The 13,315-nt window shown below is 63.5% G+C and carries 13 protein-coding genes; 10 read left to right on the top strand and 3 right to left on the bottom strand.

Going from position 1 to position 13,315, the window contains the following annotated elements; translation table 11 throughout:
- Positions 1-22: 22 nt before the first annotated feature.
- The 3 genes from pcaG to FEF27_RS00710 all read right to left on the bottom strand — a co-directional run bounded on the left by pcaG (position 23) and on the right by FEF27_RS00710 (position 2,309).
- Complete coding sequence (pcaG, locus tag FEF27_RS00700; RefSeq protein ID WP_138168900.1) at positions 23-607, bottom strand: protocatechuate 3,4-dioxygenase subunit alpha; 585 nt, start codon at positions 605-607, stop codon at positions 23-25.
- 2 nt (positions 608-609) lie between these two features.
- Positions 610-1,404 (bottom strand): protocatechuate 3,4-dioxygenase subunit beta, encoded by a 795-nt coding sequence (pcaH, locus tag FEF27_RS00705; RefSeq protein WP_138168901.1) that lies wholly within the window; start codon positions 1,402-1,404, stop codon positions 610-612.
- Positions 1,405-1,571: 167 nt separating this feature from the next.
- Complete coding sequence (locus FEF27_RS00710) at positions 1,572-2,309, bottom strand: IclR family transcriptional regulator (protein ID WP_138168902.1); 738 nt, start codon at positions 2,307-2,309, stop codon at positions 1,572-1,574.
- An 82-nt stretch (positions 2,310-2,391) separates the two neighbouring features.
- Between FEF27_RS00710 and FEF27_RS00715 the strand changes: the two genes are divergently transcribed.
- The 10 genes from FEF27_RS00715 to FEF27_RS00760 all read left to right on the top strand — a co-directional run bounded on the left by FEF27_RS00715 (position 2,392) and on the right by FEF27_RS00760 (position 13,314).
- Positions 2,392-3,150: an IclR family transcriptional regulator gene (locus FEF27_RS00715; RefSeq protein WP_138168903.1), complete on the top strand. Its 759-nt coding sequence runs from the start codon at positions 2,392-2,394 to the stop codon at positions 3,148-3,150.
- Positions 3,151-3,243: 93 nt separating this feature from the next.
- Positions 3,244-4,479, top strand: a complete 1,236-nt coding sequence (locus FEF27_RS00720; protein ID WP_138168904.1) for a 4-hydroxybenzoate 3-monooxygenase — start codon at positions 3,244-3,246, stop codon at positions 4,477-4,479.
- A 50-nt stretch (positions 4,480-4,529) separates the two neighbouring features.
- A complete protein-coding gene (locus FEF27_RS00725; protein WP_138168905.1) occupies positions 4,530-5,951 on the top strand; it encodes an MFS transporter in 1,422 nt (473 codons plus the stop codon).
- Positions 5,952-6,051: 100 nt separating this feature from the next.
- Entirely contained in the window at positions 6,052-7,692 is a 1,641-nt protein-coding gene (locus FEF27_RS00730) for a thiamine pyrophosphate-binding protein (RefSeq protein WP_138168906.1), read from the top strand.
- Positions 7,693-7,770: 78 nt separating this feature from the next.
- Entirely contained in the window at positions 7,771-9,561 is a 1,791-nt protein-coding gene (locus tag FEF27_RS00735) for a bifunctional sugar phosphate isomerase/epimerase/4-hydroxyphenylpyruvate dioxygenase family protein (RefSeq protein ID WP_138168907.1), read from the top strand.
- A 104-nt stretch (positions 9,562-9,665) separates the two neighbouring features.
- Positions 9,666-9,884: a type II toxin-antitoxin system HicA family toxin gene (locus FEF27_RS00740; RefSeq protein WP_138168908.1), complete on the top strand. Its 219-nt coding sequence runs from the start codon at positions 9,666-9,668 to the stop codon at positions 9,882-9,884.
- Positions 9,881-10,378: a hypothetical protein gene (locus FEF27_RS00745; RefSeq protein ID WP_138168909.1), complete on the top strand. Its 498-nt coding sequence runs from the start codon at positions 9,881-9,883 to the stop codon at positions 10,376-10,378. The genes FEF27_RS00740 and FEF27_RS00745 overlap by 4 nt, the downstream gene beginning before the upstream one ends.
- A gap of 229 nt (positions 10,379-10,607) precedes the next feature.
- Positions 10,608-11,153, top strand: a complete 546-nt coding sequence (locus FEF27_RS00750; protein WP_166429868.1) for a TRAP transporter small permease — start codon at positions 10,608-10,610, stop codon at positions 11,151-11,153.
- Positions 11,150-12,424, top strand: coding sequence for a TRAP transporter large permease (locus FEF27_RS00755; protein ID WP_138168911.1), 1,275 nt, complete (start codon positions 11,150-11,152; stop codon positions 12,422-12,424). The genes FEF27_RS00750 and FEF27_RS00755 overlap by 4 nt, the downstream gene beginning before the upstream one ends.
- On the top strand, positions 12,421-13,314 hold the full coding sequence (locus FEF27_RS00760; protein ID WP_138168912.1) for a shikimate dehydrogenase: 894 nt from the start codon (positions 12,421-12,423) through the stop codon (positions 13,312-13,314). The genes FEF27_RS00755 and FEF27_RS00760 overlap by 4 nt, the downstream gene beginning before the upstream one ends.
- The last annotated feature ends 1 nt before the right edge of the window (position 13,315 follow it).

Below are 13,315 nucleotides of genomic sequence, written 5' to 3' on the forward strand. Positions count from 1 at the left end.
GGCGGGGCCACGGGGCCTGCGTTCAGTCGTCGACGGGCCCGGTCACCTGCGGAGTGTTGGGGTAGCTGAGAAACACTGTCTCATGTTCTCCCTGGAGGTGAACGTCGAAGCGCAGATTCCCCTGATCATCGCGCTGGCTGATCAGCGTGGGGCGGCGGCGTTCCGGCACCGAAGCTAGGAAGGGATCCGCCTCCAAGGTGTGGGGGGAGTCCGGCAGGTAGACACGGGTGTAGAGCCGGTCCATCAGTCCGCGGGCGAAGACGGTGAGGAGGAAGTAGGGCGCGGTGCCCGCCCGTGTGGTGCCGGGCTCAACGGTGGTGAAGCTGTAGTGACCGGTGCTGTCCACCGGGGTCCGTCCCCAGCCGGTGAAGGTGTAACCATCACGGTGCAGGGAACCTTCCTCCCGTGGGACCCGACCGTGTTCGTCCGCCTGCCAGATCTCGAGCAGGGCGTCAGGGACGGCGGCGCCGTGACCGTCATAGACGGTGCCGTGCAGGCGCACCGCTGACGGGTGGGACCTGCTGACCAGCTTCTCGCCGCCGTCGAAGGGCAGCGCGAATCCGAAGAAGGGCCCCACCGTCTGGGCGGGGGTGGGTTTCAGGTCCATGGTCACTGCTCCTCCTGCTCGGTCCAGGTTCTGTTGCTGCCGCCCAGCACGATGTCCCACCGGTATCCGGTGTTCCATTCGTGCTGGGAGAGCGTGTGATCGTAGTCAGCGATGAGGCGCTTCCGGGCAGCGGTATCGGTGATGGATTGGTAGATGGGATCGAGCTCGAACAGCGGATCGCCGGGGAAGTACATCTGGGTCACGATCCGCTGGGTGAAGTCGGTGCCGAACAGGGAGAAGTGGATGTGCGCTGAGCGCCAAGCGTTGTGATGGTTCTTCCACGGGTACGGCGCCGGTTTGATCGTGGTGAAGGAGTATTCGCCGGCGGCGTTGGTGAGGATCCGCCCCACACCGGTGAAGTTCGGGTCGATCGGCGCAGGGTGTTGGTCTCGCTTATGGATGTAGCGACCTGCGGCATTGGCCTGCCACACTTCGACCAACTGGTGCGGCACCGGGCGCCAGGCGGCGTCGAGGAGCCGTCCGGCGACCACAATCCGCTCACCGATAGGTTCGCCACCGTGCTGGATGGTCAGGTCCGCCTCCAGCGGTGAGACGTCACGGTGGCCGAAGGCCGGGCTGTGCAGTTCGATGTCCTCCGGGTCGGCGTGGTGCAGCGACTTGGTGGGGTGGCGCAGCAGCGAGCTGCGGTAGGGGGGGAAGTTCAGCCGAGCACTGGTCTCCTCCGGCGCACCCTGGGCACGCGCCTGCTCATATTCCTGGTGCAGCGCAGAGATTTCAGCGCTGATCTCCTCCTGGGAGGCCGCTGCCGCATCTGGATTGGTGTCGATCTCACCCAACGGTCTGCTCCTTTGAGATGTGTCGGCGTGGTCAGAGCCCTCAATGAGGTGCTCGTCACTCAGTCTGCGGCGTCCCTGGCGCCTAGGTCCACGCTAGTGCCATTGAACGGCACGTGCAGGTGGCGGTGCTAGGGACGCGGGGGCGGTGGGCTGCTCCGGCAGTCGCTTCACTTTTCCTGCAGCACTCGGCTGATGCCGCGGCTGGCGGTCTGCAGCGCGGCCAGAGACTGAAGCAGGTCCGGGGAATCGCGCGGTACCACCACTGTCAGCGCGGCCACGGCGGTACGGCGCTGGTCCAGAACGGGCACAGAGAGTCCGGCGGATTCCTCATTGATCAGTCCCTTGAGCATCGAATGCCCGCGTGCGCGCACTTCCGCCAGTTCCCGCTGCAGCCGCGAGTCCTCGGTCAGCGGATCCGGTGATTGCTGGTGTCGCCAGGCTTTCAGGGCCGCGGGTGCGGCAAAGGCCAGCAGTACATGGCCCATGGAGGTTCGGTCTGCGGGCATCGTATCGGCGACCTCCGCTGGGTTCACCACCGCCCCGTGACGGGAGAGGCGTTCTACGATAAGCACACCTTCTGGGGCGAGCACAGAGAGCTGGGTGCTCTGCTGCACCACGGAGTTCACATCCTGCATGAATGGCAGGGCGGCAGTGCGCAGTGTGCGGCTGATCGGTGCCTGCTGGGCCAGCTCCCACACGCGTCTGCCTACGCAGACCGCGCCGTCGGCGGAGACTTCCAGCAGCCCGAGCTCGCGCAGGGAGCGGACCAACCGGTATCCGGTGGTTCGGGGCAGGCCGGCGGCCGCCACGAGTTCGGCCACCGAGGGGGAGGGGGCGGTCTTCACGGCGTCCAAGAGTCGCAGGGCGCGTTCCAGGACGGCTTCGCCGGAGGCTGAGTTGGCCATAGTTCAGCCTAGCGCTGCCCACCGCCAGTCTTCTCATAGCAGACTGGTAGTACGACGACGCAGCTGCGACGGGAAGGTGCCTATGGCGAACTCACCGACAGGGGAGTCACTGCTGGACCGGCTGGACCGTATCTTGGATGCGTTTTCCGCTGCCGAGAGCCTTCTCACCGCGGCGGAGATCGCCCGGCGCACCGGCCTGCCCTCGGCTACCGCGCACCGACTCTGCACGGCAATGGCGGATCGGGGATGGCTGGAGTCGCTGCCCGGAGGGTACATGGTCGGCACCAGACTCTGGGAGATGACCAATCGGTCAGCCAGCACCATGAAACTCGCGATTCGCGCCCGCCCCTACCTCTCTGACGTTCACGCCGTGGTGGGCCACCATGTGCAGCTGGGAGTCATTGACGCCGATGAGGTGCTCTTCATCGATCGGCTCTCCGGGCGCGGAGCCCCAGAGATCCATGGCGGCGTCGCCGGCCGACTGCCTCTGCACCTCTCGGCGACCGGAATGGTGCTGCTGGCCCACGCCCCCGATGACTTTCGGGACTCCTATCGCGACCGTTGCTCCGGGGCGCTCCCCGGGCAGGGGGCACCGGTGGCGGAGGAGCGCCTCGAGGTAATTCGTCGGCGGGGCTTCTGCGCGCAGACCGGTGCCATCGAGTCAGGCGTCACCGGCGTAGCGGTGCCGATCCGGAAACGCGGGGAAGGGGTGGTGGCGGCGTTGGGAGTGGTCACCGATGACCCCGATGCCGCCTCGCGTCCCGGTCCCTGGGCACAGACATTATTGGTAGCTGCCCGGGGGATTCAGCGTGAAACCAGAGTGGATCGTTCCTCTCATTGAATGAGATCTCTGTGGCGGGTCTGACAGCGGCCCGCGCACACTGGAGGCACCGCCGCCGGGGCGCGGCAAGGACCGATCTGAAAGAGGCAGGCCATGAGCCAGACAAGCAACCGAGTCGATGTGGGCATCGTGGGCGGTGGACCTGCGGGTTTGATGACCGCGCTGCTGTTGAAGCGCCGCGGCATCAGTGCCGCAGTGGTCGAGCGCAGGAGCCACGGCGAGATCCGGCGCACCCAGCGTGCCGGAATCCTCGAGGCGCCCACAGTGGACATGTTGGTGGAGGCCGAGGTGGGATCACGGGTGCTCACCGACGGCCACGAGCATGAAGGGACCGTCCTGAGCTTCGACGGTGTGCAGCACCGCATTGACTTCCAAGAGCTGGTGGGCCGCTCCGTCTGGCTTTATCCACAGAATGAGGTCTTCCATGACCTGGCCACCGCCTGGGAGCGGGAAGGAGGGCAGATTCACTGGTCGGTGCAAGAGGTGGGGGTCCACGGCGTCGACTCCGATCAGCCCAGCATCACCTTCCTCGATGCCCAGGGTCAGGCCGGGCGTATTGAGGCGGATCTCATTGTCGGTGCCGATGGCTCCCGCTCGATGTGCCGCCGTCTGATCCCGGAGGATGTGCGGACCGACTATTTCACCACCTACCCCTTCGCCTGGTTCGGAATCCTCTGCGACGCCCCACCGACGGCTCCTGAGCTGATCTATGCGAACTCCGAGGTGGGCTTTGCGCTGATTTCGCAGCGTAATGAGTCCGTCCAGCGGATGTACTTCCAGTGCGATCCCGAGACCAAGCCAGCGGACTGGAGCGACGCGGCGATCTTCGACCACATCCAACAGGTGCTGGGCGGGCCGGACGCGGTGAACCTGAAGCGCGGTCCGATCATCGAAAAGACGGTGCTGCCGTTCCGCTCCTATGTCTGTGACCCCATGACGTTCGGGCGTTTGGTGCTTGCTGGCGACGCCGGCCATACTGTGCCGCCCACGGGAGCCAAGGGCCTCAATCTCGCGTTTTCTGATGTACGGGCCCTCGTCCCGCGGGTGGAGGAGTTCCTTACCGGTTTGCGCCAGGCTGCTGAAGCCGAGGCGGACGCGCCGGCTTCAACGGCGCCGCTGGAGCGGTATTCGCGCACAACACTGGATCGGGTGTGGAAGGCCCAGAACTTCTCCTACTGGGCCACCAACCTGCTGCACCGGCAGCCTGGCGAGAACGAGTTCGCGCAGCGCCGGCGGCGCGGAGAGTTCGACGCCATCACCGGCTCAGTGCACGGTCAGGCCTACTTCGCCGACTCCTACACCGGATGGAGTGCCCCTTCCCCCAACTGAGTGTGCCAAGGGGCGGGGACTAGAGTAGCTCCATGGCAAGGGGACAGCACATGCAAGAGGTCAAGAACAATTCGCCGCTCGTGCCATGGAACATCCCCAAAAGGGTAACGTGGTTGGTATTGGGGGCGTGCTGGTTCTCCATTCTGGCTGAAGGCTATGACATTGGTGTCCTCGGCGCTGTGCTGCCGACGCTCGGCGAGTACGAACCATGGAATCTGAGCCCCATGGAACTTGGTGGTCTCGGGGCCTACGCCCTGATGGGCATGCTCATCGGGGCGCTCTTCATCGGCCAGCTCAGCGACTTGATGGGACGCCGCCGGGTTCTGCTCATCGCCTTTGTCATCTACAACGGCTCCGCGCTTGGCGCGGCTCTGGCTCCCTCCGCAGAAGTGTTCGGCCTGTTTCGGTTCATCGGCGGACTGGGCATGGGCGGGCTCATCCCCATTGCGGCAGCCATGACGATCGAGTTTTCGCCACCCTGGCGGCGCTCGCTCAACTACACACTGATGTTTTCGGCCTATTCACTGGGCATCGTCGCCGCAGCGCTGGCAGCGCTAGCTATCCTGACCCGGTCGGATGATCCTGACGCGTGGCGCTGGGTCGTCGGGATTGGCGCTGTCCCCATCGCCTTTCTGCCAGTAATCGCCAAGATGCTGCCCGAGTCATTGGAGTACCAAGTCAACAAGGGGCAGATCGAAAAGGCCCGGGTCCAGGCCAGGAAACTAGGAATTCCGTCCTTCAACCCGGACACCGTCCGGGTGGCAGATTCTGAGAAAGTATCCGATGTCCCGTGGCGCCAGGTGCTGGCGGCGATTTTCTCTCGAAAGTTCTTGCGCTCGACGCTCCTGTTCTGGGTCGCCCTCTTCTGTGGTCTGCTTCTGGTGTACGGACTCAACACATGGCTGCCCTCCATCATGCGGGAAGCGGGTTACGACCTCGGCAGCTCGCTGACGTTTCTTCTCGTGTTCAGTCTGACGGCCGCCGTAGGCGGGCTGGCAGTGGGTTGGGCTTCGGATCGCTACGGGCCGAGACCGGTACTGGTGGTCTTCTACCTCCTGGGTGGTCTCGGGACCGTTCTCCTCATGATGGATTACCCCTTTGGGGTGAACATGATTCTGGTGGGCTTCGCGGGGCTCGGCGCAATTGGCACTTCGGCGATCCTGACCGGTTACATCACCGACTACTACCCGCCGAATGCTCGAGCTACCGCTGCCGGCTGGGCGTTGAGTTTCGCGCGAATTGGAGCCATCATGGGGCCGATCATCGGAGGCTGGATCGCAGCGTCGACCCTTGGCTTCGCATGGAACTTCTACGTATTTGCCGCAGCGGGGCTGATCGCAGCTATTTGCCTCGCATTAATTCCCAAAGAAAAGCCGAGCGCCACCGCCATCGAGCTTGAAGTCGCGAGGCGAGGTCAACCAGGTGCTCAACCCGTTCAGGGTCGGGAAAAGGCGCCCGCGATCCAAGGATGATCACCGTGCCCAGATCTCTGTTTCATGCAGTCGAGCTTTCTGGCGTCCCCAATTCTATGAGCCGCGCGTACGCAATAGGTCGGACTGGGGTCCGGCTGTGATGACGACGGTCGCAGAACAAGTTGGCACCTATCTGGCACGTCTCGGCGTAGGACATGCCTTCGGTGTGGTCGGGAGCGGAAACTTCGTGATCACCAATGCCCTCCGCCAGGCCGGAGTTCCTTTCACAGCCGCTCGCCATGAAGGGGGTGCCGCCACCATGGCTGACGCATACTCCCGAATGAGCGAGCGGGTCAGCGTACTGAGCCTCCACCAGGGATGCGGGCTCACCAATGCCGGTACCGGGCTCTGTGAGGCAGCCAAGTCGCGCACCCCCATGATCGTGCTGGCCGCTGAAACCGCCGCCCACCAGACCCACTCCAATTTCGCCATGGATCAGGAGGGGTTTGCCCGCTCGGTCATGGCCCAACCGGCACGGGTGTACTCCCCAGAAACTGCCATGCGTGACACCCTGCGGGCCTACCGCGTAGCCCTTCGGGACCGAAGGACCGTGGTGCTCAACCTGCCGCTGAATGTGCAGTCAGCTGAAGCAGTCGGCGAGATTCCAGACACCATGGTCGAACCACGGCCTGACGCTGCACCTTCTGCAATCGAGCTGAGCAAGCTGAGCGAGGCGATCTCAGCCAGTAGGCGGCCTGTCTTTGTCGCAGGGCGGGGCGGACGCGGTGCCAAACAGGAAATACTGGGCCTCGCCAGGGCCACCGGAGCGCTCGTGGCCACCAGTGCGGTGGCCAAAGGCCTCTTCAACGACGACGCCTTCAACCTCGGCATCTCAGGAGGTTTCTCTTCGCCGCTGACCGCGGAGCTGATCCGTGACGCCGATCTGATCGTCGCCTTCGGATGCGCACTCAACATGTGGACCATGCGCCACGGCAAACTCATTGGTAGCAACACCGTGATCGCCCAAGTCGACGTGGACGATGCTGCGCTCGGGGCCCATCGGCCGGTGGATATTCCGGTGCTGGGAAGTTCCAGAGGGGTGGCATCTGCGCTGTTGGGGGTTTTCGATGGCGAGGAGCGTACTGGTTACCGGACAGCGGAGGTGCGTGACCGCATCGGAAACTATGGTCGGTGGGACCAGACGCCCACTGCGGACCTGGGCGTGCCGGGCCACACCATCGACCCCCGCGAATTGTCCAAAGAGGTCAACGGCCTACTTCCGGCAGAACGGATCGTCAGTATCGATTCGGGGAACTTCATGGGCTATCCCAGCCAGTACTTCGACGTTCCCGACGAGTTTGGATTCTGCTTCACCCAAGCTTTTCAGTCGATCGGACTGGGACTGTACACCGCCATAGGTGCTGCACTGGCGCAGCCAGCACGCATGCCGGTGTTGGGAACGGGGGACGGGGGGTTCCTCATGGCTGTTCAAGAACTGGAAACCGCTGTAAGACTCAAGCTTCCCCTCGTCGTCGTGGTCTATAACGATGCCGCTTACTCCGCAGAAGTCCACCACTTCGGGCAGGACCAGGACATGTCCACCGTGACGTTCCCCGACACCGACATCGCTGCCCTTGCCCGCGGTTTCGGTGCCGAGGGCATCACTGTGCGATCTATCGAAGATCTTCACCCGTTGGGCCAATGGGCCGCCTCTTCCCCTAACAAACCTCTCGTGATCGATGCGAAAATCGCCGACGACGGCGGCTCCTGGTGGCTGGCAGAAGCTTTCCAAGGCCACTGAACATCGGCTACGGGTCAGTCGACCGGCGGAGAGCTGCCGCCATAGACCACTAATGTAATCTTTGGTACATTGCGATCTATGGTGACCTCCATCGCAACTGTCTCCCTGTCCGGTGGACTGACCGAGAAGTTGCAAGCCTGCGCCAAGGCGGGTTTCGACGGCGTCGAGGTGATGGATGCAGACCTCACCGTCGCTTATGAATCGCCCGAGGAGATTCGCGCCCTCTGCCACCGGCTGGGCCTGAAAATTGACATGCTCCAGCCCCTGCGGGACGCCGAGGGGGTGGATGAGGCCACCTTTGCTGACAACCTCAGGCGCGCACGCGAAAAGTTCCGCACCATGAACCGGCTCGGCACGGATCTGCTGCTGGTGTGCAGCAATGCCGGGACCGCCACTGTTGATGACGACGCTGTGGTGACGTCTCAGCTGGGGCAGCTCGCCGACGCCGCGGCTGAGTTTGGGGTCCGCATCGCCTATGAGGCCCTTGCCTGGGGAAGGTTTGTCAATGACTACCGGCACGCGTGGAGATTGGTGGAAGCCGCAGACCGGCCGAACCTCGGGACCTGTTTGGACAGCTTCCACATTCTGTCCCGAGGACACGACCCGGCCGGAATCGAAGAGATTGACGGGGAGAAGATCTTTTTCCTCCAGCTGGCTGATGCGCCGCAGCTGGAGATGGACCTGCTTTCCTGGAGTCGGCACCACCGCCTCTTCCCCGGGGAGGGAGCCTTCGACCTCACCGGATTCCTCAAACATGTTCTGCGGGCTGGCTACCGCGGGCCGCTCTCACTGGAGGTTTTCAACGACACCTTCCGGCAGACCGATGTGTACCGGACCGCAGCCCATGCACAGCGGGCGCTGATCTGGCTGGCCGACCAAGCCGGGGCCGAAGAGCACAGCCGGCACGGCAAACTCCCGGCCGGGCAACCGCCGCAGGGCTTCGACTTCGTCGAGATTGCCGGAGCGGACCTCAGCGAGGTCGACCAGCTGATGAACCAGCTGGGATTCACCTTCCGGGGTAGGCACCGCCGCAAGCCGGTGCGCCTATGGTCCCTGGGCGAGGCCCGGATCATCCTCAACGAACAGCGCAAGCGCGAAACACCTCAGCTGGCCGCCTTGGGGCTGGAGGTCGCCCACAGCGGACGCGCTGCGGATCGGGCCCAATCCCTGGGGGCCGCCCCCGTCTTCCGGAACACCTCGACCGGGGAGTTCGACCTCCGCGGGGTCGCCGCACCGGACGGCACCGAGATCTTCTGGAACGGCCACGGTGAGCCGATCAGGTGGATTGGCGAGTTCGAAGGAGGCATGGAGCCCGGTGAGCAGCACGGCGGGATCGACCATGTCAACCTCTCCTACCCCTGGCAGCACTTCGATGAAGCAGTCCTCTTCGCTACTAGCGCCTTAGGCCTCGAACCCGCGGCCTCCGCTGAGGTTCCCGGGCCGCTGGGTCTGGTCCGAAGCCAAGTGATGCACACCGCCGACCGCAAGGTGAGGGTGCCGCTGAACCTGGCACCGCCGACCGCGCCGGTGCCCCCGCGGCACGTGGCCCTGCAGTGTGCGGACATCATCACCACTGCCGCGCGGGCCCGCTCCCGAGGACTGCGATTCTTGCCGGTGCCAGACAATTACTATGACGATCTGACCGCCAGGCTGCCCCTGGATCCAGACTTTGTGAGCACATTGAAGGAACTGGATCTGCTCTATGACCGGGACGGCGCGGGAGACTTCATTCACTTCTACACCCCCACCATCGGGGAGTTCTTCTTTGAAATCGTCGAACGCCGCGGCGATTACGCCGGCTACGGAGCTCCCAACGCCCCGGTCCGCTTGGCTGCCCAGCGGGCTCTGACGGCAACGCAATCTCGCTGACCGGTGGGGTGCATTACTTGGGCCTGCATCGTCGTGACCGAATGAACCCCTGATTAACTAGTGCGGGATTGCGTTGCTGTGCTACCCCGCACTAGCATATAATTATGCCTAAGAAGCGAGACCTCGTCAGGAGGCTGCAGAAGGCAGCGAAAGCGCAGGGGGTTACTTTCGAGCAGGCGGACCGGCGGGGTGGCAGGCACGATATATACAAGCTGGATGGGCAGGTCATCCCTATTCCTCGCCATACGGAAATAAATGAAATGACCGCCGAGGCAATCTACAAGCAGGCAGAGGTCAAGCTGGGAAAAAGGTGGTGGAAGTGAACAAGGAAGTTTACATCGCAACCGCGACCAAGTCTGGAAAGTATTGGCACATCCACGTTCCCCAGTTGGATGCTGTCACTCAGGCTCGGAGTCTGGACGAGGCCGAGGACATGATTCGCGATCTCATCACAATCTATACCGGCGAGGATCCTCAGAGTGTCGAGATTTCACTGGAGATGGACCTTCCCAAGGAGGTCAAGACCGCTCGTCGCAGGGCGGCGGAACTACGTGAGAAGGCCGCCAAGTATAACGGTGACGCTGCCCGGTATAGTCGCCAGTCAGTAGCCTTATTGCGGCAAAACGGGTACACGCATAAGGAAATTGCGGTTGCTCTCGGCATTTCTCGCCAACGGGCTGCTCAACTCTCTGCTGAAGCTCAAAAGGGTGGAGCGGTCATTGCTGGTCCGCGAAATGCAGGGGCTCTTGTGAGAGCCAGGAAGTCTGGCCGAAGCGCCACCAGGAAAGACGGTACTCGCAGCAGGGCCTCACTCTAACTGCTCGCCGCCAACAGGGCTGGGCTCTCATCTGGGGGATACGCCCTCTCGTGCTCTTGGGACTTGCCCTTCGAGGCACGCGGCTCAACGTCCGCTTGCCGCCGCTCAGTTGCCCTTAATTAGGAATGTGGTCTGCCGCACTTGACCGCTAATGTAACATCCGGTACGTTCATAAATAGCACGTGACCCGCGTCACTGCATCATGATCCGTCAAGAATCGAGGAATCCTATGAGTGCGCTGCTCCGGACCTCGCTGCGCAAGACAGGCAGCGTCCTCACGGTCGCAGAAATCGCCGTGGGCTCGATCATGCTGCTGACCATCTTTATGCTGATCGTCATTCAGGCTGCCCAACGCCACCTGCCAGGTGACGGCCTCGCCTGGACTGGAGAGGTCTCGCGCTTCGGTCTGGTGTGGCTGACCTTTTCCGTGGCAGGAGTGCTGATCACCCACCGGGGCCACATCGCTCTGGAAGTGGTGGATCTGCTCCCGCGGCCTCAGCTTGTCCGCACAGTCCAGGTCTTCGCCCTGGTGTGTGTAGCCGGCGTCGCAGCAGGCCTGGCCTACGAAGCCTGGAGCCTGGTGCAAAGCCAGGGAATACTCCGCTCACCGGTGCTGGGAATGTCAATGGCATTGCTGTATATCCCAGTGCTGATCGGCATGGTCAGCACGGTCCTGCGCTCGCTGGTCGCGGCAACAGATATCATCCTGCACGGACCAGCAGCTGATACTGACGGGTCAGTGGCCCCCGAACACGAAGAGGTGCCCGCCCCGTGACTCTCCTAATCCTTGCCGGCAGCATCGCCCTGCTGCTGATGCTCCGGGTCCCGGTGGCCTTCGCCTTCCTGGGCCCCTCCTTGGTCTACATGCTGCTCGACGGCCAGTCCTCCGGAATGAGCCTGCGGCAAGTCACCTCCGCAGTCCAGAGCTTTCCTCTGTTGGCAGTGCCGCTGTTCATCTTCCTGGGCTCCCTGGCCAATCACGCAGGAATCGCTGACCGCCTGTTCAACTTCGCGCTGGCGCTGCTGGCGCGCCTCCGCGGCAATCTCGGCTACGTCACAGTGGGCATGAGTGTGGGATTCTCCTGGATGAGCGGTTCAGCAGTGGCCGACGCCGCAGCCCTGGGCAAGGTGCAGATACCGGCCATGCTCCGCAACGGATACAGCAGACGCTTCGCCACCGGCATCTCCTCCACCTCCTCACTCATCGCACCGGTGATGCCGCCGAGTATTCCCGCCGTAATCTTCGCTGGTCTGGCGGCCACCTCGACCGGAGCACTATTTGCCGCTGCGGTAATCCCCGCCCTGCTGGTGGCCGGAGGACTCTTCGTGGCAGTGTGGCTGATGCTCAAACGTGAGCCCAACGTCACCCGCGGCACATTCAGCCGAGCGGTCCTCTGGTCCAGCACCAAGGGCATCCTGCTGCCGATCCTCACCCCAGTCATTGTCCTGGGTGGCATTCTGGGCGGCTTCTTCACCCCCACCGAGGCCGCCGGGATCGCTGTGGCCTACGTGCTGCTGATCTCCTTGGTGGAACGCTCGCTCTCCTGGCGCAGCTTCCTCGCCGCGGTACGGGAAACCGTGTTGACCACCGGTGCCATCATGATCATCGTCGCTGCAGCAGCCCTGCTGGGCTACATTCTGGCTCGAGAGCGACTTCCGCAGATGCTTGCCGAGCAGCTGCTGGGATTCACCCAGAGCCCGGTGGTCTTCCTCTTGGTGGTGATGATCCTGATGCTGATTCTGGGCACCGTGATTGATGCCACCGCCGTACTGGTATTGACGGTGCCGGTGTTACTGCCGATCGCCCTGGAATACGGCGTCGATCCCATTGTTCTGGGTGTCATCCTCATCCTGTCGCTGATGGTGGGGCTGCTTACCCCGCCGGTGGGGACCGTGCTGTTTGTCACCGCGGCTGTCTCCGACACCAGGGTCGGCGAAGTCTTCAAGGGCGCCCTGCCGTTCTTGGTCCCCATCCTGGTGGTCACCGTGCTGGCGGTTCTCTTCCCTGCAGCGGTCCTGTACCTGCCGGGGGTGCTGGGCCTGTGACAACTCAGCTCCCACCCTCAGTGTTGGTTGGACTCGTGGGGCGCGGCGTCGGGCCCTCACTGACCCCGCCGATGCACGAGCTCGAAGGCGCCCGCCATGGGCTTCGGTACATCTATCGCAGCATCGACTACACCGCCGACGGCGCCGACGCCGATACGCTCAGCGACCTGCTCAATAACGCCCGGGTTCTAGGATTCGACGGGTTGAACCTGACATATCCGGTGAAGCAGACCGCAGTGGCGCTGCTGGATGAGATGACACCGGCTGCGCAGATGATCGGAGCCGTCAACACCGTGCGCTGGCAGGACGGCCGGCTGATCGGCGACAACACGGACGTCTCCGGGTTCAGGACCTCAGTGATCGATACCCTCGGCGATTCCCCCCTTGGACGCACTGTGGCAATGGGTGCCGGGGGAGCCGGCTCCGCGGTATGCCACGCAGTGGCCATGCAGGGGGTCGAGCGGTTGACCATTGTGGACGTCGACCGTCACCGGGCCGCAGCGCTGGCTGAGGACATTGCCGCTGCCCACGGCCAGCACGTCGACGCCGCCACACCGGAGCAGTTGCCACACCTGCTCACGGCAGCAGACGGACTGATCAACGCCACCCCCATAGGCATGGCGCACCACCCCGGCACCCCGCTGGAGACCGAGCTGCTGAACCCCGGGATGTGGGTCTGCGACATTGTCTACCGTCCCGTGGAAACGGCACTGCTGAGTGCCGCCAAGGAGCGAGGATGCCGCACGATCTCCGGGCTGGGAATGGCGATGCACCAGGCCGCCGACGCTTTTGAAATATTCACCGGCAAGACTGCGGACCGCCAAGCGATGCTGGCTGACCTGCGCAGCCTGGTCGCCGCTGAACAGCATGCTCTCATTGCTCACCGATGAA

Source organism: Nesterenkonia sphaerica, assembly GCF_005771565.1.
GTDB lineage: Bacteria > Actinomycetota > Actinomycetes > Actinomycetales > Micrococcaceae > Nesterenkonia > Nesterenkonia sphaerica.

Excerpts from the sequence above, each read along its gene's own strand:
- FEF27_RS00715 (WP_138168903.1), top strand. The coding sequence starts at position 2,392 with ATGGCGAACTCACCGACAGGGGAGTCACTGCTGGACCGGCTGGACCGT.
- FEF27_RS00730 (WP_138168906.1), top strand. The coding sequence starts at position 6,052 with ATGACGACGGTCGCAGAACAAGTTGGCACCTATCTGGCACGTCTCGGC.
- FEF27_RS00720 (WP_138168904.1), top strand. The coding sequence starts at position 3,244 with ATGAGCCAGACAAGCAACCGAGTCGATGTGGGCATCGTGGGCGGTGGA.
- FEF27_RS00740 (WP_138168908.1), top strand. The coding sequence starts at position 9,666 with ATGCCTAAGAAGCGAGACCTCGTCAGGAGGCTGCAGAAGGCAGCGAAA.
- FEF27_RS00725 (WP_138168905.1), top strand. The coding sequence starts at position 4,530 with ATGCAAGAGGTCAAGAACAATTCGCCGCTCGTGCCATGGAACATCCCC.
- FEF27_RS00735 (WP_138168907.1), top strand. The coding sequence starts at position 7,771 with ATGGTGACCTCCATCGCAACTGTCTCCCTGTCCGGTGGACTGACCGAG.
- FEF27_RS00710 (WP_138168902.1), bottom strand. The coding sequence starts at position 2,309 with ATGGCCAACTCAGCCTCCGGCGAAGCCGTCCTGGAACGCGCCCTGCGA.
- FEF27_RS00750 (WP_166429868.1), top strand. The coding sequence starts at position 10,608 with ATGAGTGCGCTGCTCCGGACCTCGCTGCGCAAGACAGGCAGCGTCCTC.
- pcaG (WP_138168900.1), bottom strand. The coding sequence starts at position 607 with ATGGACCTGAAACCCACCCCCGCCCAGACGGTGGGGCCCTTCTTCGGA.